General features: G+C 53.3%; 25 protein-coding genes, 2 pseudogenes and 1 riboswitch. Of the genes and pseudogenes, 15 read left to right on the forward strand and 12 right to left on the reverse strand.

Going from position 1 to position 24,705, the window contains the following annotated elements; translation table 11 throughout:
• Positions 1-45: 45 nt before the first annotated feature.
• The 4 genes from AC2CGP_RS04810 (at position 46) to mntP (ending at position 3,241) form a co-directional block, all read left to right on the forward strand.
• Positions 46-846 carry a PTS mannose/fructose/sorbose transporter subunit IIC gene (locus AC2CGP_RS04810; RefSeq protein WP_047077062.1) on the forward strand — a complete coding sequence of 267 codons (801 nt, stop codon included), beginning with the start codon at positions 46-48 and terminating at the stop codon, positions 844-846.
• Between the two features lie 12 nt (positions 847-858).
• On the forward strand, positions 859-1,710 hold the full coding sequence (locus tag AC2CGP_RS04815; RefSeq protein ID WP_015366038.1) for a PTS mannose transporter subunit IID: 852 nt from the start codon (positions 859-861) through the stop codon (positions 1,708-1,710).
• Between the two features lie 95 nt (positions 1,711-1,805).
• Positions 1,806-2,264 carry a DUF986 family protein gene (locus AC2CGP_RS04820; RefSeq protein ID WP_213759641.1) on the forward strand — a complete coding sequence of 153 codons (459 nt, stop codon included), beginning with the start codon at positions 1,806-1,808 and terminating at the stop codon, positions 2,262-2,264.
• Between the two features lie 199 nt (positions 2,265-2,463).
• Positions 2,464-2,567, forward strand: a riboswitch (yybP-ykoY riboswitch).
• 107 nt (positions 2,568-2,674) lie between these two features.
• A complete protein-coding gene (mntP, locus tag AC2CGP_RS04825; RefSeq protein ID WP_142962140.1) occupies positions 2,675-3,241 on the forward strand; it encodes a manganese efflux pump MntP in 567 nt (188 codons plus the stop codon).
• Between the two features lie 3 nt (positions 3,242-3,244).
• On the opposite strand, the gene rlmA is transcribed toward mntP, so the two are convergent.
• From rlmA to mgrB, 6 genes and pseudogenes are all read right to left on the reverse strand, one after another.
• Positions 3,245-4,039 carry a 23S rRNA (guanine(745)-N(1))-methyltransferase gene (gene rlmA, locus AC2CGP_RS04830; RefSeq protein ID WP_142962141.1) on the reverse strand — a complete coding sequence of 265 codons (795 nt, stop codon included), beginning with the start codon at positions 4,037-4,039 and terminating at the stop codon, positions 3,245-3,247.
• A gap of 61 nt (positions 4,040-4,100) precedes the next feature.
• Positions 4,101-5,846 (reverse strand): peptidoglycan glycosyltransferase FtsI, encoded by a 1,746-nt coding sequence (gene ftsI / locus AC2CGP_RS04835; protein ID WP_213759640.1) that lies wholly within the window; start codon positions 5,844-5,846, stop codon positions 4,101-4,103.
• 190 nt (positions 5,847-6,036) lie between these two features.
• Positions 6,037-6,246 carry a transcription antiterminator/RNA stability regulator CspE gene (cspE, locus tag AC2CGP_RS04840; RefSeq protein ID WP_001062678.1) on the reverse strand — a complete coding sequence of 70 codons (210 nt, stop codon included), beginning with the start codon at positions 6,244-6,246 and terminating at the stop codon, positions 6,037-6,039.
• Between the two features lie 12 nt (positions 6,247-6,258).
• Positions 6,259-6,403: pseudogene (locus AC2CGP_RS04845) on the reverse strand (DUF2627 domain-containing protein).
• Between the two features lie 641 nt (positions 6,404-7,044).
• Entirely contained in the window at positions 7,045-7,335 is a 291-nt protein-coding gene (locus AC2CGP_RS04850; RefSeq protein ID WP_015366033.1) for a YebO family protein, read from the reverse strand.
• A gap of 74 nt (positions 7,336-7,409) precedes the next feature.
• Positions 7,410-7,553, reverse strand: coding sequence for a PhoP/PhoQ regulatory lipoprotein MgrB (gene mgrB, locus AC2CGP_RS04855; RefSeq protein WP_015366032.1), 144 nt, complete (start codon positions 7,551-7,553; stop codon positions 7,410-7,412).
• Between the two features lie 159 nt (positions 7,554-7,712).
• On the opposite strand from mgrB, the gene AC2CGP_RS04860 reads away from it, so the two are divergent.
• Positions 7,713-7,952 carry a YobH family protein gene (locus AC2CGP_RS04860; RefSeq protein ID WP_015705933.1) on the forward strand — a complete coding sequence of 80 codons (240 nt, stop codon included), beginning with the start codon at positions 7,713-7,715 and terminating at the stop codon, positions 7,950-7,952.
• A 51-nt stretch (positions 7,953-8,003) separates the two neighbouring features.
• Here the strand turns inward: AC2CGP_RS04860 and kdgR are convergent, their stop codons facing one another.
• Positions 8,004-8,795, reverse strand: coding sequence for a DNA-binding transcriptional regulator KdgR (gene kdgR, locus AC2CGP_RS04865; protein WP_015366030.1), 792 nt, complete (start codon positions 8,793-8,795; stop codon positions 8,004-8,006).
• Positions 8,796-8,972: 177 nt separating this feature from the next.
• Between kdgR and AC2CGP_RS04870 the strand changes: the two genes are divergently transcribed.
• Positions 8,973-10,343: an MFS transporter gene (locus tag AC2CGP_RS04870; protein WP_015705935.1), complete on the forward strand. Its 1,371-nt coding sequence runs from the start codon at positions 8,973-8,975 to the stop codon at positions 10,341-10,343.
• Between the two features lie 70 nt (positions 10,344-10,413).
• Here the strand turns inward: AC2CGP_RS04870 and htpX are convergent, their stop codons facing one another.
• The 4 genes and pseudogenes from htpX to AC2CGP_RS04890 all read right to left on the reverse strand — a co-directional run bounded on the left by htpX (position 10,414) and on the right by AC2CGP_RS04890 (position 14,880).
• Positions 10,414-11,298: a protease HtpX gene (htpX, locus tag AC2CGP_RS04875; protein WP_015366028.1), complete on the reverse strand. Its 885-nt coding sequence runs from the start codon at positions 11,296-11,298 to the stop codon at positions 10,414-10,416.
• Between the two features lie 235 nt (positions 11,299-11,533).
• A complete protein-coding gene (gene prc, locus AC2CGP_RS04880; RefSeq protein WP_484502288.1) occupies positions 11,534-13,582 on the reverse strand; it encodes a carboxy terminal-processing peptidase in 2,049 nt (682 codons plus the stop codon).
• Positions 13,583-13,601: 19 nt separating this feature from the next.
• Positions 13,602-14,285 carry an RNA chaperone ProQ gene (proQ, locus tag AC2CGP_RS04885; RefSeq protein ID WP_015366026.1) on the reverse strand — a complete coding sequence of 228 codons (684 nt, stop codon included), beginning with the start codon at positions 14,283-14,285 and terminating at the stop codon, positions 13,602-13,604.
• Positions 14,286-14,366: 81 nt separating this feature from the next.
• Positions 14,367-14,880: pseudogene (locus AC2CGP_RS04890) on the reverse strand (GAF domain-containing protein).
• 133 nt (positions 14,881-15,013) lie between these two features.
• On the opposite strand from AC2CGP_RS04890, the gene yebS reads away from it, so the two are divergent.
• The 5 genes from yebS (at position 15,014) to AC2CGP_RS04915 (ending at position 21,065) form a co-directional block, all read left to right on the forward strand.
• Positions 15,014-16,297, forward strand: a complete 1,284-nt coding sequence (yebS, locus tag AC2CGP_RS04895; RefSeq protein WP_015705937.1) for a membrane integrity lipid transport subunit YebS — start codon at positions 15,014-15,016, stop codon at positions 16,295-16,297.
• Positions 16,266-18,899, forward strand: coding sequence for a PqiB family protein (locus tag AC2CGP_RS04900; protein WP_015366023.1), 2,634 nt, complete (start codon positions 16,266-16,268; stop codon positions 18,897-18,899). The genes yebS and AC2CGP_RS04900 overlap by 32 nt, the downstream gene beginning before the upstream one ends.
• An 87-nt stretch (positions 18,900-18,986) precedes the next feature.
• The gene (rsmF, locus tag AC2CGP_RS04905) at positions 18,987-20,420 is read left to right on the forward strand and encodes a 16S rRNA (cytosine(1407)-C(5))-methyltransferase RsmF (RefSeq protein WP_072057024.1); all 1,434 of its coding nucleotides are present in this window, start codon (positions 18,987-18,989) and stop codon (positions 20,418-20,420) included.
• A gap of 112 nt (positions 20,421-20,532) precedes the next feature.
• Positions 20,533-20,772, forward strand: a complete 240-nt coding sequence (locus AC2CGP_RS04910; RefSeq protein ID WP_015705939.1) for a YebV family protein — start codon at positions 20,533-20,535, stop codon at positions 20,770-20,772.
• 101 nt (positions 20,773-20,873) lie between these two features.
• Positions 20,874-21,065, forward strand: a complete 192-nt coding sequence (locus AC2CGP_RS04915) for a YdfD/YebW family protein (protein WP_015366020.1) — start codon at positions 20,874-20,876, stop codon at positions 21,063-21,065.
• Here the strand turns inward: AC2CGP_RS04915 and pphA are convergent.
• Positions 21,062-21,715, reverse strand: a complete 654-nt coding sequence (pphA, locus tag AC2CGP_RS04920) for a protein-serine/threonine phosphatase (protein ID WP_048228929.1) — start codon at positions 21,713-21,715, stop codon at positions 21,062-21,064. The two genes, AC2CGP_RS04915 and pphA, sit on opposite strands and share 4 nt — an antisense overlap.
• Positions 21,716-21,860: 145 nt before the next feature.
• On the opposite strand from pphA, the gene AC2CGP_RS04925 reads away from it, so the two are divergent.
• From AC2CGP_RS04925 to AC2CGP_RS04940, 4 genes are all read left to right on the forward strand, one after another.
• Positions 21,861-22,829: a VirK/YbjX family protein gene (locus AC2CGP_RS04925; protein ID WP_162866925.1), complete on the forward strand. Its 969-nt coding sequence runs from the start codon at positions 21,861-21,863 to the stop codon at positions 22,827-22,829.
• A gap of 118 nt (positions 22,830-22,947) precedes the next feature.
• A complete protein-coding gene (locus tag AC2CGP_RS04930; protein ID WP_015366016.1) occupies positions 22,948-23,091 on the forward strand; it encodes an Ecr family regulatory small membrane protein in 144 nt (47 codons plus the stop codon).
• Between the two features lie 484 nt (positions 23,092-23,575).
• The gene (locus AC2CGP_RS04935) at positions 23,576-24,148 is read left to right on the forward strand and encodes a Csu type fimbrial protein (protein ID WP_015705943.1); all 573 of its coding nucleotides are present in this window, start codon (positions 23,576-23,578) and stop codon (positions 24,146-24,148) included.
• Positions 24,149-24,169: 21 nt separating this feature from the next.
• Positions 24,170-24,688, forward strand: a complete 519-nt coding sequence (locus tag AC2CGP_RS04940) for a Csu type fimbrial protein (protein WP_048228934.1) — start codon at positions 24,170-24,172, stop codon at positions 24,686-24,688.
• The last annotated feature ends 17 nt before the right edge of the window (positions 24,689-24,705 follow it).

Raw genomic sequence — 24,705 nt, forward strand, 5'->3', positions numbered from 1 at the left:
GCGAGCCAACCTTCACTTTAAGACTTAATCAACAGGAGAAGTACAATGGAGATTACCCTTCTTCAGATTGTGCTGGTGTTCATCGTCGCGTGTATTGCGGGTATGGAGTCGGTACTTGATGAATTTCAGTTCCACCGTCCTCTGGTCGCCTGTACGTTAATTGGCGCCGTTCTCGGTGACATGAAAACCGGTATCATCATCGGCGGTACGCTGGAAATGATCGCTCTGGGCTGGATGAACATCGGTGCGGCAGTTGCGCCTGATGCCGCGCTGGCATCCATTATTTCTACCGTACTGGTTATCGCCGGTCACCAAAGCATTGGCGCCGGTATCGCTCTGGCTATCCCGCTGGCGGCGGCAGGCCAGGTTCTGACCATTATCGTTCGTACCATCACCGTTGCCTTCCAGCACGCGGCGGATAAAGCCGCTGAAAACGGTAACCTGACGGCCATCTCCTGGCTGCACGTTTCCTCGCTGTTCCTGCAGGCAATGCGTATCGCCATCCCGGCGGTTATCGTAGCCATCTCTGTCGGTACCAGCGAAGTTCAGGGTCTGCTGAATGCCATTCCGGAAGTCGTGACTGGCGGTCTGAATATCGCGGGCGGCATGATCGTCGTCGTCGGTTACGCGATGGTCATCAACATGATGCGCGCGGGCTATCTGATGCCGTTCTTCTATCTCGGTTTCGTCACCGCGGCCTTCACCAATTTCAACCTGGTTGCGCTGGGTGTGATTGGTGCCGTTATGGCCATTCTCTACATTCAGCTGAGCCCGAAATATAACCGCGTAGCGGGTGCCCCGGTTCAGGCGGCTGGTAACAACGATCTCGATAACGAACTGGACTAACAGGTGAGCGAAATGGTTGATATGACTAAAAATACCACCGAGAAAAAACTCACTCAGAGTGATATTCGTGGCGTGTTCATTCGTTCTAACCTGTTCCAGGGTTCATGGAACTTCGAACGTATGCAGGCGCTGGGCTTCTGCTTCTCTATGGTTCCGGCAATCCGTCGCCTGTACCCGGAGAACAACGATGCGCGTAAGCAGGCTATTAAGCGTCACCTTGAGTTCTTCAACACCCATCCGTACGTCGCGGCGCCGGTACTCGGCGTAACGCTGGCGATGGAAGAGCAGCGTGCTAACGGCGCGGAAATCGACGATGGCGCAATCAACGGTATCAAAGTCGGTTTGATGGGTCCGCTGGCAGGCGTCGGCGACCCGATCTTCTGGGGTACCGTGCGTCCGGTATTCGCCGCGCTCGGCGCCGGTATCGCGATGAGCGGTAGCCTGCTTGGTCCGCTACTGTTCTTCATCCTGTTCAATGCCGTGCGTCTGCTGACCCGCTACTACGGCGTAGCATACGGCTATCGTAAAGGCGTGGACATCGTTAAGGATATGGGCGGCGGCTTCCTGCAGAAACTGACCGAGGGGGCGTCAATCCTCGGCCTGTTTGTCATGGGGGCCCTGGTTAACAAATGGACGCACGTTAATATCCCGCTGGTGGTTTCCACGATCACCGGTCAGGATGGCCAGACTCGCGTGACCACCGTGCAGACCATCCTTGACCAGCTGATGCCGGGACTGGTGCCGCTGCTGCTGACCTTCGCCTGTATGTGGCTGCTGCGTAAGAAAGTCAACCCGCTGTGGATCATCGTTGGCTTCTTCGTCATCGGTATCGCCGGCTACGCGGTCGGCCTGCTGGGTCAATAATCATCACGTTGTAGGCCGGGGGCAGCTTTGTCCCCGGCTTTTTTTTAGCGTTAAAACGTGTACCTGTATGCAGGTCCACGCTGGCTGGAGGATCAATGGCAATCACGGAGCTGGTGCTCATTCTGTTTATCGTCGCCCTGGTGGCTTTCGCTATCTACGACCAATTCATCATGCCGCGCCGCAATGGCCCCACCCTGCTGTCAATCCCCCTGCTGCGTCGTGGACGCGTCGACGGGATGATTTTCGTCGGCCTGACGGCGATTCTCATTTACAACAATATTGCCAGCCACGGCGAAATAACCACCACCTGGTTATTATCTGCGCTGGCATTAATGGGGTTATATCTGTTCTGGATCCGTACGCCGCGAATTCTGTTCAAAAAGAGCGGTTTTTTCTTTGCCAACGTGTGGATTGAATATCCGCGGATTAAAGCGATGAATTTGTCTGAAGATGGCGTACTGGTGATGCAATTAGAGCAGCGGCGCCTGCTTATTCGCGTACGAAATATCGACGATCTGGAAAAAATATACAAACTACTCGTTACCAGTCAATAAGTTACAGATATAGCCTGCGCTATATTTCCGCCAGTCATTACTGTGGGAATATATAGCCATGGCTATATTTACCCGCCTCACCTCGTTATATTATTTAACCAATCCTTCACTTAATATTTTAAATGAAAATCGTTATCATTTATTGTAGCTAATATTATTTTTCTGTGATTGTTTTACCTTCTCAAAATATGTTAAGGTTGCGCCCGTCGTTGGGGAGTAGCCGATTTTCCGCAGGTGGAAAATGTACGTGTCAACATACTCGTTGCAAAACGTGGCACGTACGGGTTGAGCGGTCGTTCAATCAGGCGAGACCATAGATACATCACTGCTGTACGTTATGCTCAGGCTCCGCGTATGTTTACTGGGGGCAGCGATGTGTCATATGGATATTCCCCGGTCAGGACACGCTCATGAATATTTCTGCCACTATCCTTCTTGCCTTTGGTATGTCGATGGACGCGTTTGCCGCTTCTATCGGTAAAGGCGCCACCCTGCATAAACCTAAATTCTCCGAAGCGCTGCGCACCGGTCTTATATTCGGCGCGATCGAAACCCTGACGCCGCTGGTCGGCTGGGGGCTGGGCATGTTGGCCAGCCAGTTTGTACTGGAATGGAACCACTGGATCGCGTTCGTGCTGCTGGTGTTTCTCGGCGGGCGCATGGTGATTGAAGGTTTTCGCGGCGGCGATAACGATGAATGTGAAGCGCCGCGTCGCCACGGCTTCTGGTTGCTGGTGACTACCGCATTCGCCACCAGTCTTGACGCGATGGCCGTTGGCGTGGGGCTTGCTTTCCTGCAGGTCAATATTATCGCCACCGCGCTGGCTATCGGCTGCGCCACCTTTACCATGTCAACGCTGGGAATTATGGTTGGCCGCTTTATCGGCCCGCTGCTCGGCAAACGGGCCGAAATTCTCGGCGGTATCGTGCTAATCGGTATCGGCGCGCAGATTCTGTGGAGCCATTTCGCGCCGTAGCCCTTACGCCTCGTGCTGCCAGCAGTGAATCATGAAATCGGTCTGGCAGCCAAAGGTTTCCTGCTGGCGCAACGATTCACGGACTTCCGGTTTCGCTCGCCAGGCAAACGGCGTCATCTGCAGTAACGCTTCCGCCTGCGCGCCGCTCAACTGCATCGGATAGGCTAACTGCTGCTCATGACGCAGCGTAAAGCCCGGCATCGCTTCCCGGTTCTGTTCATGCAAACGAACTTCATCGTAGATCAGCCCTTTCAGCTCCATCAGATGACGCGGTCCCGGCGTGGCGGTAATCACCCAACCGCCTGCTTTTACTACACGCGCTAATTCGTCCGCGTTACAGGGCGCATAAATACGCACCACCGCGTCCAGAGACCGATCGGCAAAAGGCAACCGTTGGCTGGAAGCCACGCAGAATTCGACCTGCGGGTAACGTTTAGCGGCGGCGCGGATCGCCGATTTTGAGACATCGAGGCCGAAACTGCGTGCGGCAATGGCGGCGAAAGCATGGGTGTAATACCCCTCTCCGCAGCCGATATCCAGCAACTCGCCCGGCGCGAAAGTCCGCAGATAGCTGCAAATCGCCTCACGCAGCGGCTGATAATATCCGCCATCGAGGAAGGCGCGGCGCGCCTGCATCATCTCAGCGCTATCGCCCGGGTCGCGCGAACGTTTGAACTGCACCGGCAGTAAATTGACATACCCTTCCTTTGCCAGATCGAACTGGTGCCGCTGCGGGCAAATATAGCTATTTGCGCTGCGGCTAAGCGGCGCGTGGCATAGTGGACAGGTATAAGACATGATAACTCCGGTGGCGCTGAAAGGGCGAAAGTGTAGCGCTATTCGCCCTCGCAGACCACTGTTACAGCGCGGGAGCCGGATCCTCGCGGTTATGCATGACGATAAGATTCTCAGAGCCCTGCGGCATACCGTCGGGCATTACGTTTTCCAGACGCAACACATCGCCCATAATTTGGCTGAACACCGGCGCGGATACCGCCCCGCCGTAGTATTTACCGTTGCTGGGGTCGTTTATCACCACCACCAGCGCAAACTTCGGCTGACTGGCCGGCGCCACGCCGGCGGTGTAGGCGACGTATTTATCGATATATTTCCCGTCGGGGCCAATTTTCTTCGCCGTGCCGGTTTTCACCGCGATACGATAATCGCGTACCGCCGCTTTCGTCCCGCCCCCGCCCGGCAGCGCCACGCTCTCCATCATATGTTCCACTTCATGCACGATCTCCTGCGGCATAACTCGCGTACCGATAACCGGCGGATCGATACGGGTTATCGACAGCGGGCGTTCAATGCCGTAGCCGCCGATCGTCGCATAGACATGCGCCAGCTGCAGCGGGGTTACCATCAGTCCATAGCCAAAGGCGAAGGTGGCGCGATCCAGCTCACCCCAATAACGGCGATGCGGCATTAACCCGGAGCTTTCGCCGGTCAAGCCAAGCCCGGTCGGGTCGCCAAAGCCAAAGGCCTTGTAAGTGTCAATCAGATGCTGCACCGGCATCGCCAGCGAGAGGTGCGAAACTCCGGTATCGCTCGATTTTTGCAGAATACCGGTGAGCGTCAACTCAGGATAATAACCCACATCGCGAATGCGATGACCATCAAGGGTAAAGGGATGGGTATCAACCACGCTATCCGGCTGCACAATCCCCTGCTGCAGCGCGGTCATAATCACCAGCGGTTTGACCGTTGAACCCGGCTCAAAGGTATCGCTGATAGCGCGATTTCGAAAATCATCGAGCTGGGCGCTGTCGCGGTTATTAGGGTTGAAGTCCGGGTAACTGGCCATCGACAGGATTTCGCCGGTATCAATCTTGATTAATACCGCCGCGCCGGATTCCGCCTTATTCCACCGTACGGCATTATCCAACGCATCTTCCGTCACCGTCTGCAGGCGCTCGTCGATACTGAGCTGCAGGTTATGCGCCGGCACAGCGGCCTGCTCGGTAATATTCTCGATCACGTGGCCATGGCGGTCCTTACGCACCAGCCGACGCCCCGGCGTTCCCATGAGCTGTTTGTTAAAGCTTTTTTCAACCCCCTCGATCCCCTGATTATCCACGTTGGTAAAGCCCAGCAGGTTCGCCGCGACGTGCCCGGCGGGATAGAAGCGGCGTGATTCATCGCGCAGATAAACGCCCGGCAGGTGTAATTTATCGATCCACTCCGCCTGTTCCGGATTAACCTGACGCGCGAGATAGAGGAATCGGGCATGCGGATGTGACTGCACCCGATGAGAGAGGTCAATAAGATTGATATGCAACGCTTCCGCCATTGCCTGCCAGCGCGGACCATAGCCGACGCCGCCCTTTTCCAGCATGGTCTGCGGATCTATCCAGATAGCGCTTACCGGCACGCTCACCGCCAGCGGGCGTCCTTCACGATCGCTAATGGTTCCGCGCATCACGTCGATGGGTTCTTCGCGCAGCGAACGCATATCCTCTTGTTTAACCAGATTATCCGGAGAGACGATTTGCAGCCAACCTACCCTCGCCAGCAGAAATCCAAGACATCCCAAAATCGCCACACACAGCAACCCAAAACGGATAGGGAGAAAATTTCTGGCGGACTTACTTTTATTCTTTTGCACCGTAGCTCCAGTATTATTTTGCAACCACCTGATTTAACAGAAAATTGGCAAAACAGACTGCTAAACAGTGCTAATAAGGGTGATGTTTTGCAACAAAGCGCGTCGGAGGGGAAATATTGGAAATACTTTGCAACAGATGCTAAAAAGCCCCGCTATAGCGAGGCTTTCTTACAAGATGAGTGGTCTTGAATCAGATAGCAGTTACGTTAACTGCAGCCGGACCTTTCTGGCCGTCCTGAATTTCGAACTCAACGTTCTGGCCTTCAGCCAGAGTTTTGAAGCCGTTACCCTGGATTGCAGAGAAGTGTACGAACACGTCTTTGCTGCCATCAGCCGGAGTAATGAAGCCAAAACCTTTAGACTCGTTGAACCACTTAACTTGACCTTTAATCTTTGCCATTTGCAAAATTCCTTAAACTGTTTTCTTCACCCGCAGGTGCTTACATAGATAAAACTGACACATAACTGCATGAGGCACTAATATAAGGTTCGGCAGAGAAGCGGTATTCAACGACAACGTGTTTACTCAGGACTTCTTTACTGAAAATGCCACACATAAACAGAACTGTACCTCGTTTAACCCGAAACGTGTTATCACACACAACGTAAATAATGGCAAGCCATTTTTAAACGTGTCACGATCGTTCGCACAAATTATCAGGAAATCATTTGATCGCCTGCACATTTATGCGTCTTTGCCGCGCCTGGCTTATCTTTGCATCGTTACCAAACACACAATAACGTATGCCTGATAAATGCAACTTTTTTACCATAGCTCAACAACTTCTGTTCGTCCAGGTACGTACGTATACGAACTGCCATATTTGAGGGGGCGTTGCGGCATCATGTGCATAATGATGCGCAAATAACGTTAAAGAACAAGAGGAAATCGCCTTAACTCGCCGCGTAGTAGTGTTAATTAAACCCCTAACTCGTTACAGCACAAATATCCGCTAAAATAGCCCTTAATAATGAAATATTAATGACAAAGTATTGCCGTCAGGCAATAGAAACGTTTCGTTATTACTTTTTTTGATTAGCTCAAAAGATTATTCAATATGTGAAACAGAGCGTGGATGTTTAATTCATTAAACGGTAACGACCGGCCGCGAAATGGGGAATTACATAAGAATAAGTTATAGCAAAATTTTGTAGCACTCACAGGCGCGCACGCGATGTGCACACCTGTTCTTCAAACTTAACGTTCGGCAACGAGACGAATGAAATCGTCGTCGTTTTTCTCCTTCTCATCCGCTGAAGGTTCAGCAACCTCTTCTTTGTGCGGCGCATTGGCTTCACAGAGGCGGCGCAGCAGCGCATTTTGCCGCTTTTGTTGATCCAGCAGCGACTGCAGCAGTTCGATTTGCTCATTGCTACGTGAACTGGCGCGATTCACAAAGAACCATAACAGCAGCCCCACCAACAGCAGTACAACGGAAAGCGCCAGAGACGCCAGACTTACAATCCCAGGATTCAGTAACTCACTCATTTCACCACCTCAAAGAGAAGGCGTTCATTCTACCACCCGCGCGGCAGAAGAAAATCCGTCGGCACAAAAATGTCTTACCAGGGGATGAACTTGTTAATAGCGCAAATACCGCTGAAAAATTGCACATCCTGATCGCACATTACGTTAAGCATCTGAGTCCACAGCAGCAAACAACCCGCTATGACAACGATCAGCAAAACCCAGCGTAATTTTTTCACTCCACACTCCGTACCATAATCAGATGTTGCCAGGATAACACGACCTTCTTAAACCGCGGCTAACTGTAATACGAAAGGCAAGTTTAGGAATCATAGACTTGTATCAAATAGTGTTCGTGCCAGAATACACGGCAGGATCATACAAATAACGAGGCAAAAATGCGATTGATCATTCGCTCTATTGTCATACTGGCGATTGTCTGGATTGGCGTATTATTAAGCGGTTATGGCGTGTTAATTGGCAGCAATCAGAATGCTGGCGGGCTGGGACTGCAATGCAAATACCTGACAGCGCAGGGTATCACCACCGCACAATATGTTCATTCTGATAGCGGTATTATCGGTATTACCAACTGCCCTATTCTGCGCAAAAGCGTCAAGGTTATCGACCAGGGTTAAAATTACAGGAGCTACAGGGTAAGGTATTACGCTGTAGCTCATCATTCACTATCAGAACGGGTAACGGTTATAACCCATCTGCTCGGAAATCTTACGCGCCGCAGCGTGCAACATCGCCACATATTCGTGCAAACGTTCTTCAGAGAAACGCAGCGTCGGGAAGGAGATACTCAGGCCGGCAATCACCACGCCGAAGCGATCGAAGACCGGCACCGCAATACAGCGTAATCCTTCTTCCTGCTCCTCATTGTCTTCGCCATAGCCCTGCTCGCGCACCTGGTCCAGCACTTTCAATAGCGCGCTGGTATCAGTAATGGTTCGCTCGGTGCTACGTTTGTACTCGACGCCGTCCATGATTTGCTCGACTTCCGCCCGGTCGCGCCACGCCAGCAGCACTTTGCCAATGGCGGTGCTGTACAGCGGATTACGTCGGCCGATACGCGAATACATCCGCAGGTTGTACATGGAATCAATTTTGTGGATGTAAACGATGCTGTCTTCATCCAGCGCGCCGAGGTGAATCGTCTCTTTGGTCAGGCGAGAAATTTCACGCATCTGGATATCCGCGCTGCGGATCAGGTCAACGTTCTGCAACGCCCGCGCGCCAAGCTCGAACAACTTCAGCGTTAAAGAATATTTCTCAGACTCGCCTTCCTGTGCGACATAGCCCAGTGACTTCATAGTCTGTAAAAAACGATACACCGTGCTTTTAGACATCATCACACGCTGTGACAATTCGGTGATACCAATCTCACGCTCTTCGCCCAAAGCCTGCAGGATGCCAAAAACTTTTAATACTGAAGAGACAGAATCTGGCTGTTTATCCATATCAGCAGCTGCCATTGTTCACCTCATCGTAACTGTTTTATAAAATTCAGAACTGTTTTTTATTATAAATTCACATTATGACCGTCGCAATCGTTGTTCTGCGAGTTGGTTACAAATCTGCGACTTATGGTTGAATAATCAATGCTAAAATCATTAATCAGAAAATAGTTTCCTCTAAGACTTAAACTTCACATGGAAAAAAAACTTTTGGATGGCCTGCCGGTTCCCCAGCGTTACGGCGCCATTCTGACGATTGTATTAGGCCTGACGATGGCCGTACTCGACGGCGCTATCGCCAACGTCGCCCTGCCGACTATCGCCACCGACCTGAATGCCTCGCCGGCATCTTCAATCTGGATAGTCAACGCCTATCAAATCGCTATCGTCATCGCCCTGCTGCCACTCTCGTTTCTTGGCGATATGGTTGGCTATCGACGAATCTATAAAATTGGTCTGGTAGTGTTTACCATCACCTCGCTGATTTGCGCCCTCTCCCGAAGTCTCGAGATGTTAACGCTGGCGCGTGTGGCCCAGGGGCTGGGCGGCGCGGCGCTGATGAGCGTCAACACGGCGCTGATTCGTCTTATCTATCCTAAGAGGCAGCTAGGTCGCGGAATGGGCATCAACTCTTTCGTCGTTGCCGTCTCCTCCGCCGCGGGGCCTACCATTGCCGCCGCTATCCTCTCGCTTGCTTCCTGGCAATGGCTGTTTTTAATCAACGTACCGCTGGGGATTATTTCCATCTTCCTCGCCATGCGCTTTTTACCGCCCAACAGCAGCGCCAGCAAGATTACCCGTTTCGATCTGCCGAGCGCGATGATGAACGCCCTCACCTTCGGGCTGCTCATCACGGCGCTCGGCGGCTTTGCCCAGGGGCAATCCGGTTACCTGGTATTGGCCGAGGTCATTGCTATGCTGATTATCGGCTTCTTCTTTGTTCGCCGGCAGTTGCGCATGCCGGTCCCACTGCTGCCGGTTGATTTACTGCGCATTCCAATCTTTTCGCTCTCTATCTGCACCTCGATATGCTCTTTTTGCGCGCAGATGCTGGCGATGGTTTCCCTGCCCTTTTTCCTGCAAACCGTTATCGGACGCAGCGAAGTAGAGACCGGGTTACTGTTAACGCCGTGGCCGTTGGCGACCATGGTGATGGCCCCTCTGGCGGGTTATTTGATCGAAAAGGTTCATGCCGGGCTGTTGGGGGCAATGGGACTGCTGATCATGGCCTGCGGCCTGTTTGGCCTTGCGCTATTACCCTCTTCACCTTCCGATCTCGATATTATCTGGCGGATGGCGTTGTGCGGCGCAGGTTTCGGACTGTTTCAGTCGCCAAACAACCATACCATTGTCTCCTCTGCGCCAGGCCATCGCAGCGGCGGCGCCAGCGGTATGCTGGGTACCGCACGCTTACTGGGGCAAAGTAGCGGCGCCGCGCTGGTCGCCCTGCTGTTTAACCTGGCAGGCAATAGCGGCACCCACACCGCGCTTCTGCTGGCCGGTTCCTTGGCGGTCATTGCCGCCGCCATCAGCGGTCTACGTGTAACTCAACCGCGCGCCGCCTGATAACGAGCGGCCAAAAAAAATCCGCAGCCGGAAAGCTGCGGATTTTTATTTTCAGCGTCTGCACGGCAGATTATTTCAGGTATTCTCCGCTACGCAGCGCTTCAATACGTTTGTCCAACGGCGGGTGGGTCATGAACAGTTCGCTCATCGATTTCGCTTTACCGTTGATACAGAACGCCATCATGCTGCTGGCTTCCTGCGGTTCATAGCTGGTTTTCAAACGCTGCAATGCAGCAATCATTTTCTCACGACCGACCAGTTTGGCGGAACCTGCATCGGCATGGAATTCACGATAGCGCGAGAACCACATGGTGATGATGCTGGCGAGAATACCGAATACCAGTTCCAGTACGGTAGCGACCGCAAAGTAGATAAGCGGGTTACCGTTGCTGCTTTCACCTTCATCTTCACGGTTACCGCCGAGGAAACCGGCCGCAATCTGCGCGATAACGCGGGAAATAAAGATAACGAAGGTGTTCACCACCCCCTGAATCAGCGTCATGGTGACCATGTCGCCATTAGCAATATGGCTGATTTCGTGAGCGATAACGGCTTCCGCTTCGTCACGGCTCATATTCTGCAGCAGACCGGTACTCACGGCGACCAGAGAAGCGTCGCGGCGCGCGCCGGTGGCGAAGGCGTTGATGTCAGGGGCGTGATAAATCGCCACCTGCGGCATGGCGATGCCTGCCTGCTGCGCCTGCTGTGCGACGGTGTTCATCAACCAACGCTCAGTTTCGTTACGCGGCTGTTCGATAACTTCCCCACCAACCGACTTCAGCGCCATCCATTTCGACATCAACAGCGAAACGATCGAGCCGCCAAAACCAAACAGCAGCGCCATGATTAGCAGGCCGGTCATGCTGCTCGACTGGATCCCCGTCAGGCTAAGCACCAGGCCAAACACCACCATGACTGCCAGGTTAGTCAGCAGGAAAAGCGCGATTCGCATCATAATATTCTTTTTACCTCGATTTAACAAAACGCACTATGCGATACCCCATATCGTATGGGTCAGATACTAATTTTCAACGATCAGACCCCGCTAAGTCACGAGAAAGACACAACTTTACATTTTGTAGCATATCGCTGACACCCCAGGCGAGTGTTGACAATTTTGTTGAATAAAGTCGACAGCCGGATGAGGACAGAAAAAGAAACGGGCACAATCACCTGTGCCCGTTGAGGAGTTATTTGCTAACCGGCGGTTCTACCGGAGGCTGCGCTTTTTCCTGTTGCGCCAGGTCAATCGCGATATGCACGGTTTCATCAAGATACGGATCCGGCTCCTGATAATCCTTCGGCAGATCGTCTATCTTTTTGAGAAGCGGCTTGCCTTCGCGCTTAAGGCGATCGTTTACCCGCGCCAGACGAATCGCATCATCTTCTTCATTCTCTTTCTCACGCTGCGCGTAGTTCAGAGAAACGATATTGCGCTTATCTTTCATGGCGTTAAAGCGCGCAATATCCTTCATGATGTACTGGAATTCCGGATCTTTTGCGATACGGTCTTCATGGCGCTTAAGCAGTTCAGGTTCGAACGGTTTCATATCGCCGGACTTCACGTAGGTCGCCGGATCGATGCTATCCCACGGCAGCGCGTTATCTTCATACTGCTCGCCGGTATCGCGATCTTCTTTACCGGTTGGCATCATGATGTCCGGAGTAACCCCTTTACGCTGAGTGCTGCCGCCGTTAATGCGGTAGAACTTCTGGATGGTGTACTGCACGGAACCTAATGCCGGCCATTCCGGGCGCAGCATCTGATCGTAGATACGGTTCAGCGAACGATACTGCTGAACGGTGCCTTTACCGAAGGTCTGCTCGCCGACGATCAGCGCACGGCCATAGTCCTGCATCGCGGCAGCAAAAATTTCCGATGCTGAAGCGCTGAAGCGATCGACTAAGACCACCAGCGGGCCTTTATAGTAAACCACACCGTCGGTATCGCTATCTTCGCGGACCTTACCGTTGTTATCACGCACCTGTACTACCGGGCCGGATGGGATAAACAGACCAGAAAGCGAAACCGCCTCCGTCAGCGCCCCACCGCCGTTACTGCGCAAATCGATGACGATACTGCTGACGTTCTGTTTTTCCAGCTTCTGCAGTTGCACTTTGACATCATCAGTCAGGCCAACGTAGAAACCCGGGATATCCAGCACGCCGACTTTTTCTTTACCGACGGTTTTGACCGACATCTTAACCGCGCGATCTTCAAGACGAATACGCTCGCGGGTCAGAGTAACAATACGGGTTTTCGCCCCTTTGCCAGCCGGCAGAACCTCCAGGCGAACTTTGCTGCCCTTCGGCCCTTTGATAAGCGCGACAACATCGTCCAGCCGCCAGCCGATAACATCAACCATGCTCTTACCCGGCTGACCAACGCCGACGATACGGTCGCCAACGCTAATCGCTTTGCTCTTCGCCGCCGGGCCGCCGGCAACCAGTGAATTGATCACCGTGTAGTCGTCGTCCATCTGCAGCACCGCGCCAATACCTTCCAGAGACAGGCTCATTTCAGTATTAAACTGTTCGGTGTTACGCGGGGAGAGATAGTTGGTATGCGGGTCGATTTCGCGGGCGAAAGCGGTCATCGCCAGCGAGAAGACGTCTTCGCTGTTGGTTTGGGCCAGGCGACGAATCGCAAACTTATAACGCCGGGTCAGGGTTTCACGAATTTCTTTATCGTCTTTACCCGCTAGCTTCAGGCTCAGTTCATCGAACTTCACCTTGGCGTCCCACAACGCGTTAAGCTCGGCTTCATCCTTCGGCCACGGCGCCTTGCTGCGATCGAGGTTGAAGTTGTCGTTGCCGGTAAAATTCATCGGACGATCCAGTACCTTCAGGGCGTACTGGTAACGCTCAAAGCGACGCTTCTGCGCGAGGTTGTACAGGTCGTAGAAAACGTCCAGTTTGCCGCTGCGCAGTTCATCACCGATTTTATTTTTTTGCGCCGCAAACTGAGAAACATCGCTGGCCAACAGCACGTTATGGCTGTAATCCAGCAGATTCAGATAGCGGTCGAAAATCTTTGCCGAAAAGGCGTTGTCGAGATCAAACTGCCGATAATGGGAGCGGGTAAAGCGCGAGGTAACGCGCTCGCTCACCGTCGCGTGCTGCGGCTCTTCTTTCAGCACGGGAATTTGATCGACTCGGGTGATATCGTCCACGGCGAAGGCATGGCCTGATATTGCTAGCAGGCCCGCAAGCGCGGTGAGCTTAAAAAGTTTGTTCATGCCTGGCCCGGCCTCCGTTTCAGAACACCAGGTGTTCTGCGCGTACAATCATTGACATACCAGAAGTCAGCTGTACACGAACGCCATCTTTGGTGATTTCCACAACGGTGGCGTCCATTGCGTTGTTGCCTGCTTTCACCTTCAGAGCCTGACCGACGCTCAATACAGAGACGTCAGACACCGGGGTAAGACGTTGCTCTTCACGCGGTGCTTTGGCAGCTGCAGGACGCGGCTTACGCTGTTCACTACCTTCTTTACGGCGAGCCTGCGGCTGAGGACGCGGTTTACGCTCGCGGCGTGCACCTTCTTCCTGCTGGCCTGCCGCGGCAGCGGCTTCGCGCTTTTTAGCCTGCTGGCTGGCGCGCTGCGCCTGAACGCGAGCTTTGGCTTCTTCGAGCTGCTGACGGGCGTGAGCAACGTGTTGCTCTTCCAGTTCACCGCACGGGTTGCCGTCGAGATCGACGCGAATCGCTCCCGCTTTCACGCCGTACAGATAACGCCAGCTCGAAGTATAAAGACGTAAGGCAGCGCGCAGTTGGGTTTTGCTGAGATTCATCTCGCCGCCAACTCGCTCTACAAGATCCTGAAAAATACCGATTTTCAGGGGGCGCGCTTCGCCTTCAGCGCTGAAACACTGAGGAAAACGTTCGGCCAGAAACGCGATTACTTCTTTACTGCTATTCAACTTAGGTTGATTTTCCATGAAATTTCCTGATTACAACGGACGTAGCCAACAAGCCGCAGGCATGAACAGGCGTCATTATAATGACGTCATCGCTAAATGCTACGTTATCCGTTGATTATCCTGCGACGTGGGCAAAGATTTTTTGATAATCGGTCGCCGCAATCAGCGTTTCGAGGCGCGAGACCAGCTCTGCAAGCCCCTGTTCGTCTTCTGCGGTGAAGCGGGAATACGCCGTGCTATCGATATCCAGTACGCCGATAATCTGATTATTCACCTGCAACGGAAAGACGATTTCCGAATTGCTGGCGGCATCACAGGCGATATGGCCGTCAAACGCATGGACATCTTCCACGCGCTGGACGCGGTTCTGCGCCACGGCGGAACCGCACACGCCGCGGCCGACCGGAATACGTACACAGGCCAGCTTACCCTGGAACGGCCCCAGCACCAGCGTATCGCCTTCCAGGAGATAAAAACCGGCCCAGTTGACCTCTTCCAGGCGTTCAAACAGTAACGCGCTGGTATTTGAGATCATTGCCAAAAAACTGGTTTCTCCTGCCATAAGCGCCTGAAAATCGCGGTTCAGATCCGCGTAGAATTCTGTTTTGTTCATTTTTTAATCACTTAGTTGTCTTACTATCTCATCTGCAGATGCCTACTAAAATAAGCATTAAATGCCTTCGGGCTCAAGATGAATTCATTCCTGGGTTAATATAGTGGGATACATTCATTCCCGAACGTAATAAATGCTGATAAAAACACCCTCAATCACGCCGACGAAGAAGATTACCGTTCATTCGGTCAGTTCGCCAACGCCGCATGCGCACTATCAGCGCTGTACGCAGTGCGACATGCTGTTCCGCATACCGGTTGTGAAAAGAAATCAATGCGCCTGGTGTCCGCGGTGCAATGCGAAGGTACGCGACGGCCGCGATTGGTCCCTTTCCCGGCTCGCCAGTATGGCGTTTACAATGATGTTGCTGATGCCGTTCGCCTGGAGCGAGCCGCTACTGCGTTTGCATCTGCTCGGCGTGCGCATTGACGCCAACGTCCTGCAGGGGATCTGGCAGATGACCAACCAGGGCGATCCCATTACCGCTGCGATGGTGCTCTTCTGCGCGGTGGTTGCGCCCGTCCTGCTGGTGGTCTCCATCGCCTACCTTTGGCTTGGCAACGTGCTGGGGATGAACCTACGTCCGGTGCTGCTGATGCTCGGCAAACTGAAAGAGTGGGTGATGCTGGACATTTATCTGGTCGGTATCGGCGTCGCCTCCATTAAGGTCCAGGACTATGCTTTCCTGCAGCCCGGCATCGGCCTGATCGCCTTTATCGCGCTGACCCTACTCAGCATCCTGACGCTCATCCACATGAACGTTGAAGAGTTGTGGGAGCGTTTTTATCCCGAACGTCCGGCCATGCGCTACGACACCAATCTTCAGGTTTGCACCGGCTGTCACTATACCGGTTATCGCGACTCCCGCGGCCGCTGCCGCCGGTGCCATACCTCACTGCATCATCGCCGGCCGCAAAGCCTGCAGCGCAGTTGGGCGGCTTTGATTGCGTCGCTGGTTTTCCTGCTGCCGGCCAACCTGCTGCCGATTTCGATAATCTACGTCAATGGCGCGCGCCAGGAAGATACGATTCTTTCGGGGATCATTTCACTCGCCAACAGCAACATCGCAATCGCCGGCGTAGTGTTCATCGCCAGTATTTTGGTACCATTCACCAAAGTTATAGTGTTATTTACCCTGCTGGTCAGCATACAATTCAAGTGCGAACAGGGGCTACGTACGCGTATCCTGCTGCTGCGGCTGATTACCTGGATCGGCCGCTGGTCGATGTTGGATCTGTTTGTTATCTCATTAACCATGTCGTTGATAAACCGCGATCAGCTCCTGGCCTTTACCATGGGGCCGGCGGCGGTCTATTTCGGCGGCGCGGTGATTTTAACTATCCTTGCAGTTGAATGGCTGGACAGCCGCTTACTTTGGGACGCTCATGAGTCAGGAAACGCCCGCTTCGCCGACTGAAGCCAAAATAAAAACCAAACGCCGTATCTCGCCATTCTGGCTGTTGCCGGTCATCGCGCTGATGATTGCCGGATGGCTCATCTGGACCAGCTTTGAAGGTCGGGGAACGACGATTACCATCGATTTCCAGTCCGCAAACGGGATTGTTCCGGGACGTACCCCTATCCGCTATCAAGGGGTAGAGGTTGGTACGGTACAGGATATCTCTTTGAGTAAGGACCTCAGCAAGATTGAAGTTTCCGCCAGCGTGAAGAGCGATATGAAAGACGCGCTGCGCAAAGATACCCAGTTCTGGCTGGTGACGCCAAAAGCCTCTCTGGCCGGCGTTTCCGGGCTGGATGCGCTGGTCGGCGGTAACTATATCGGTATGATGCCGGGCAAAGGCGAACCGGAAGATCATTTCGTCGCTCTGGATACTCAGCCGAAATACCGCATCAACAACGGCGAACTGATGATTCATCTGCAGGCGCCGGATCTCGGTTCGCTGAACAGCGGATCGCTGGTCTATTTCCGTAAAATCCCGGTTGGCCGGGTGTATGACTACACGCTCAACGCCAACAATCAGGGGGTGACGATTGATGTATTAATCGAACGTCGCTTCACTAATCTGGTGAAAAAAGGCAGCCGGTTCTGGAACGTCTCCGGGATTAAAGCCGACGTCAGCCTGAGCGGCGCCAAAGTCCAGCTGGAAAACCTCTCCGCGTTAGTTAACGGCGCCATCGCCTTTGACTCGCCTGACGACTCCAAAGCGGCGGCGCAAAACGACGAGTACAATCTGTACGAAGATCTGGCGCACAGCCAGCGCGGGGTGCTGGTGACGTTGGAGCTACCCGACGGCGATGGGTTGAAAGCAGGTTCTACGCCGCTGATGTACCAGGGGCTGGAAGTGGGACAGTTAACCAAACTCAATCTCAATCCCGGCGGTAAAGTTACCGGTGAGATGACCGTCGACCCGAGTGTGGTCACCCTGCTTCGGGATAAGACGCTGATTCAAATGAAGAAGCCGAAAATCTCACTGGATAACCCAAGCGTTAGCGCCCTACTCACCGGCAATACTTTTGAACTGGTCCCTGGTGACGGCGAGCCGCGCAATCACTTTATGGTGATGCCAGCCGATAAAGCGCTACTGGAAGAGCCGAACGTCGCCACCGTTACTTTATCGGCGCCGGAAAGCTATGGCGTTTCCGCCGGCCAGCCGCTGATGCTGCACGGCGTTAAAGTCGGCCAGGTACTGGAACGCAAGCTAACCGCAGAGGGTGTCACTTTCCAGGTCGCCATTGCGCCGGAGTATCGCAATCTGGTACGCGGCGATAGCAAATTTGTCGTCAACAGCCGCCTTGATGTGAAAGTTGGGCTGGATGGCGTGCAGGTGCTTGGCGCCAGCGCCAGCGAATGGGTCGATGGCGGGATCCGCATCATCCCCGGCGAAAAAGGGGAAATGCAGAGTCGCTATCCGCTGTATGCCAACCTGGAAAAAGCGCAGGAAAATAGCCTCAGTGAAATCCCGACCACCACGCTGAGTCTTTCCGCGGAAACGCTGCCCGATGTGCAGGCAGGCTCCGTGGTGTTGTATCGCAAATTCGCCGTCGGTGAGATCATCTCGGTGAAACCTCGTAGTAATGCTTTCGATATCGATCTGCATATCAAACCGGAATATCGCCACCTGCTGACCAATAACAGCGTCTTCTGGGCCGAAGGCGGCGCGAAGGTAAAACTCGACGGTAATGGGCTAACCGTGCAGGCGTCGCCGCTGGCGCGCGCGCTGAAAGGCGCGATCAGCTTTGATAACCTCAACGGCAGCAGCGCCAACGCGCGCTTGAACAATAAGCGTGTCCTGTACGCCTCCGAAACCGCCGCCCGCGCGGTGGGTGGCCAGATCACGCTGCACGCTTTCGATGCCGGTAAAATGGCGGCAGGCATGCCGATTCGCTACCTCGGTATCGACATCGGCCAGATCCAGTCGCTGGAGTTGATTACGGCAAAAAATGAAGTTCAGGCGAAAGCGGTGCTTTATCCGGAATATGTCGGCACCTTTGCCCGTGCCGGTACCCGCTTCTCGGTGATTACGCCGCAGATCTCTGCCGCCGGCGTTGAACATCTGGACACGATCTTCCAGTCATATATCAACGTTGAACCTGGCCGTGGTTCGCCGCGCCGCGACTTCGAGATTCAGGACACCACCATCACCGATTCGCGCTACATCGACGGCCTGAGTATTATCGTCGAAGTGCCGGAAGCCGGTTCGCTTGATATTGGTACGCCGGTGCTGTTCCGCGGCCTGGAAGTGGGTACCGTGACCGGGCTGACGCTGGGCTCGATGTCCGACCGCGTAATGGTTAAGCTGCGTATCAGTAAGCGCTACCAGTACTTAGTGCGCAATAACTCGGTGTTCTGGCTGGCTTCCGGCTATAGCCTCGACTTCGGCCTGATTGGCGGAGTGGTGAAGACGGGTACCTTTAACCAGTTTATCCGCGGCGGTATCGCCTTTGCCACCCCGCCGGGAACGCCACTGGCGCCAAAAGCGCAGGATGGCAAACACTTCCTACTGCTGGAAAGCGAGCCGAAAGAGTGGCGCGATTGGGGAACGGCACTGCCTAATTAATTCCCAATGCCTCATAAACGCCCCGGTGTCCCGCGCCGGGGCGTTTATGATAAACTGCGCACCCTTTTTTCTTGTGGTGCGCTGCTCGTGGCTCAAAACGCTGTCTATCTTCCGGAACCCTTCCTCGCTCAAATGCGTGCGGCTATGCCAACGCATCTCTCTTTCGATGACTTTATCGCCGCCTGCCAGCGTCCGCTGCGCCGCAGCATTCGCGTCAATACGTTGAAGATAACGGTCGCGGATTTTCTGCAACTGGTCGCCCCTTACGGCTGGCAGTTAACGCCGGTTCCGTGGTGTGCCGAGGGTTTCTGGATCGAGCGTGATGATGACGATGTACTACCGCTGGGCAGCACCGCCGAGCATCTGAGCGGACTATTTTATATTCAGGAAGCGAGCTCGATGCTGCCGGTGGCGGCGCTGTTCGCCGATGGTGAAATGCCCGAGCGAGTGATGGACGTCGCCGCTGCGCCGGGTTCCAAGACCACGCAGATAGCCGCCCGGATGGGCAACCACGGAGCGATCCTGGCCAACGAATTTTCTGCCAGCCGGGTGAAAGTGCTGCACGCCAATATCAGCCGCTGCGGCATTAATAACGTTGCCCTCACCCACTTCGACGGGCGCGTCTTCGGCGCCGCGCTGCCTGAATGCTTTGATGCCATTTTGCTTGACGCCCCCTGCTCGGGCGAAGGAGTGGTGCGTAAAGATCCCGACGCGCTGAAAAACTGGTCGCCGGAAAGTAATCAGGAGATTGCCGCCACCCAACGTGAGCTCATTGACAGCGCCTTTCATGCTCTGCGTCCTGGCGGCACCCTCGTCTACTCCACCTGTACGCTGAACCGTGAAGAAAACGAGGAAGTGGTTAACTGGCTGCTGCAAACCTACCCGCAGGCGGTTGAAGTCCTGACGCTGGATTCACTCTTCCCGCAGGCTCGCGAAGCGCTCACCGACGAAGGTTTCCTGCACGTATTCCCGCAGATTTTTGATTGTGAAGGTTTTTTCGTTGCCCGCCTGCGTAAAACCGCCTCTATCGATCCGCTGCCTGCGCCTGGCTATAAAGTAGGCAAGTTCCCCTTCACACCGATGAAGGGGCGGGAAGCCGCCGCAGTCGCCGCCGCCGCTAATGCTGTTGGCCTGCAATGGCCAGAGCATCTTCGTTTATGGCAACGCGATAAAGAAATCTGGCTGTTCCCGCAAGAACTGGAAGCGTTAATCGGCAGGGTTCGTTTTTCTCGCATTGGGATTCGTCTCGCTGAAACACATAACAAAGGCTACCGCTGGCAACATGAAGCGGTGATCTCACTGGCCACGCCAGAGGCTCCTTTTGAGCTCACCTTAACGGAAGCGGAGGAGTGGTACCGTGGACGCGATGTCTATCCCGAAGCGCCGCCGCAGCAGGACGATGTCATCGTCACTTTCCAGGGAATGCCATTAGGGCTCGCTAAACGCGTAGGGTCACGTCTGAAAAATAGTTATCCCCGCGAACTGGTGCGCGACGGCAAACTCTTCGCCGGAAAGTCGTGACCGCGCGCTAAAAAGCGCACTTTTTGACTGGCGATTTACTCCCCGTTGTCTACGCTGAAAAATGACGGCCTAACTGGTCGTACCACAACTCAGCAGACAAACGGGGTGAATGATGAGTAAAACTAACGTACGAATCGGCGCGTTTGAAATCGACGACGCCGAGCTGCACGGCGAATCACAGGGTGAGCGAACGTTAAGCATTCCTTGTAAATCCGATCCTGACTTATGCATGCAACTGGACGCCTGGGATGCCGAGACCAGCGTTCCCGCCATTCTCAATGGCGAACATTCTGTACTCTACCGTAAACATTACGATCGCCAATCCGATGCCTGGGTCATGCGCCTTGCCTGACTCAAATAAACCCGTCGTCTGAGACGGGTTATTTATATCCCTCCCCCGCTGCGCTAACTTCCCCTACACTTACCTTATGTTTATTCGCTTATGAGGGCTGGATGTTCGCCTTAGTATTATTCATTTGCTATCTGGACGGCGGGTGCGAAGACATCGTGGTTGATGTTTACAATAGCGAGCGACAATGCCTCGTCGCGATGGACGATCAGCGAATTCGCCAGGGCGGCTGTTTCCCGGTAGAAGATTTTATCGACGGCTTCTGGCGTCCAGCGACGGAATATAGCGACTTTTAAACAGCCGACTGCAGTTGCACCAGCGTTAACTCGCCGCCAAATACCGCGCCGGTATCAATGTAGTGTTGGTTATCACTATCGTAACGATGTTTAAGCGGCGTATGGCCAAACCAAAAGTGATCGGCCCCGGCGATCTCACCGTGCCGCCCCGCCAGATGATCGGTCAAACGCTGGCGGCTCCAGAGTACCTGATGCTCTGCCACGGGCAACTGCCAACGGTAGACGCTGGCTGGATAGTCGGCATGGGCAATCACGTGGGTGGTATCCTGGCAGCGAAGTTCAATGATCAGCGGCAAATTCCAGCAACGAGTAAACAACAAATCAGCCAACCGTTTCTGTTCTTGTGAGGCCGTTTGATACCAGTCGCCACCGTTCATCGTCCACAGCGCCATCTCCCCGCTCGCCCGCGCATCCAGGGCCATCTGCTCATGATTACCGCGCACTGCTCTGAACCACTGGCAACGAAGCAAACCCAGACATTCCACGCTTTGCGGCCCACGGTCAATCAGATCGCCAACGGAAATCAGAAGATCCTTCCCAGGGTCAAATTTCAGCTTGCGCAACTGAGACATTAATAAATCAAAACAACCATGTAGATCGCCCACCAGCCAAATATTACGCCAGGCGCAACCATCTTCTCGCTGATACATATTTCACCCCCTCACTTAATTATACAAAATATGACTGAAAGCGATGTTGAAAATTCATACGTCAATCAACGTTAAACAAGGCGCAAATATAGTCTGGCGAGCCATTAAGGTTGTCCGATGAGATCCTTAAAATAAAGCTCAAATAATGACGAGGTATGACATCGTGACGGACAATAGCCTGCATTCATCATGCACACTTCAGCAACGCTCAAATTTGATTGCCGATCTGGTAATGGGGCGTATCACGCCCGCGCCTATCTGGCAAAAGCGCAACTATCGGCTTAAATTTTTTCTGCGTACGGCACTGTTCTATCAGCCGACCCGCGAGATGCTGGACACCCTTTCTGCGCGTGGTGATTTCCGCCAACTGCTGGCGGCGCAGGCTACGCTGCCAGGTAAAGTACATCGCCAGTATTTAGTGCGCGACCTTAACGCCCGTCAGCGTTCCCAGGCTATCATTAGCCACTATCAGTACGTCGACTCGCTGGGCGAGAACCGATTGGCAACGGCCATGATATCGCCGTCAGAACGACCGTTACTGACCCTGTCCGCTAAAGATGATGCGGCCTTCACGCTCTTTGCCTCGTCAGCCGGCAAAGCCGAACGAGAAGGTGAAACGACTCTTTGGCTTCGCGATAGCCAGCAGCAACTGTTAGCCAGCGCTACGTTTAGCGTGATTCACCATCAAGGAGAGTGGCAACTGGTCATCGGCGGCCTGCAGGGACCGCGCCGCAATGTCTCTCATGACGCAATTAAACACGCGACCCGCGCCTGCTACGGCCTGTTCCCCAAACGTCTGCTGCTGGAATTCATCTGGCTGTTGGCCGGCCAAAGCAATATTCAGGCTATTTACGCCGTCAGCGATAATGGCCACGTATTCCGCGCTCTGCGCTATCGTTTGAGCAAAGGTCGGCACTTCCATGCCAGCTACGATGAGTTCTGGCAATCAATTGAAGGTGTGCGTAACGATAGTTACCGCTGGCGCTTGCCGCTGAAGCTGGAAAGGAAATCGCTGGAAAGTATCGCCAGCAAAAAACGCGCCGAATATCGCCGCCGTTTCCAGTTAATGGATGATATGGCCGTACAGGTGGCTAATCTGCTACGCGTAAAATAAATATTCATCTCTTATTACGAAAAAATTTCGCCGTTTTAAATAACGGCGTTTTCATTTGCAGATACTTTGGTTAATATCGTGGCCTGTTGATAATTGGTTTAAGTTGGCCATTGACACCATGAGTAAAACTGAAATTTTCCTGCTACTGATTATCCTGCTTATTTTAGGCAGTGCCCTGTGGTTTATTTTCAGTGACGAGATATGGGTATTGGTCAGCTATCTGGAAACTTCACTCTATCCAACGTTAATCACCCCAGAATAACTCCATCGCTCAACACGCAAACCGCATTAATGGTATAGCATTCCATCATTGCCTTATTTTATTTATCATACAAATATGTATACTAGCGGCTTCCGATGTAGACCCACCTTTCACCTGCACTATGGGTCTGGTTGCGTGCAGGTGTCTTCTTTCTGTTGTTTTTTTACTCTCCCCCCCTACTAACTTCTTCCCTGGCATTTCGCCAAAAATATGCGCTAACACGACAATTGCAAAAATTATACTAAGCCCTTCTTTCTGCTATTCATAAAATTCAGAACAAACCACAGAAAAACAATCATAAACAAGAAGTTAAAACCATATAGAAACAAGAAACTAGCTCAAAACACCATTAATAACAATAAAACAGACAAATATAAAAAAATAAGCATTTTTCCAGACAGCGATTATATGTTGATTAATGGGATTAATCTCATCTTCACAAAAACAGGGTTTTACTTAGCGGCTTTCAATCCAGAGGTTCACCATGAACGTCCACACTTTTTCGCGCACTTTGCCTGGTATCTTTATCACAACAGCGCTTCTCGTTCAGGCGCCATGGGTCGCTGCAGCAGGGCTAACCACAGGTACATTGACGGGTCAGGTCGGGGTGCAGTTGACTATCGGCTCGGGCTGTACCGTCACCAATGGTTCCAGCGCAAGCGGCGTAAACAGCTGGGGTACCATTGATTTCGGCACCTATAGCGATTTGGTTAACGCCATAGATAGCAATCTGATTGGCAGCGGCGGCGCCAGCGCGGTCTCAATCATCTGTAGCAATAACCTTCCCGCAACGCTGACATTGAATAACGGTCAGCATGTAGGGACAACCGGACTGCGCCAAATGCAAAGCGCCGACGGCGATCAAATTGCCTACCGGCTTTACTCAAATAGCACCCGTCAGGCTGAATTTACCAGTGCCGGTATCGGTATCACGGGGACGGGTAGCGCTCAGGAAATCCCGATTTATGCCCGGGTGTTGCCGGCAGATCAAGGCGGCGTAACCGCCCCTGCTGAGGGTTTCTACCAGGACGTGGTCACTGCAACATTAACCTGGTAACGCTGTGGAGAAACGGATGTCATGTTGCGCACAATTTGGCTACTCATATTCTTTTTTTCGACCACAGCCGTCTGGGCTGACAGTGCGCAGAAAACCTTCAAAGTGACCGCGCAGATCACGACCGGCTGCCTGCTTGGCAACGGAACAGGGACCCCTGGCGCTGATTTTGGCACCTTAAATTTTGGCTCCATGTCATCGCTTTATAGCAATGTTGATGTCGCCAGCTCCGCTGGCGCGGGTTCTATCGTTGTCGCGTGTACGCCGGGGATGGCGATCTCGCTGGCGCTTGACTATGGCGTCAACGGCGGCTCTGCGGCTCAACGCTATATGTCCAACGCCACCGGCAGTACGCTGGCTTACCAGCTTTTTCAGGATGCTAACCGCTCTACCGTTTGGGGGACTGGCGCTCAAGCCTACAGCGTCGCCTCATTCCCCAACACGACACAAACTTATACGGTTTATGGCCGCCTTTTTGCCACGAATGGCTTCCCGGCGCAAGGTTCATACACTGATACCGTTACGGTCACGCTGACCTATTAAAATAAGACAGGTTGAAT

The sequence above is a fragment of the Klebsiella sp. SYXHC3 genome (assembly GCF_057196925.1).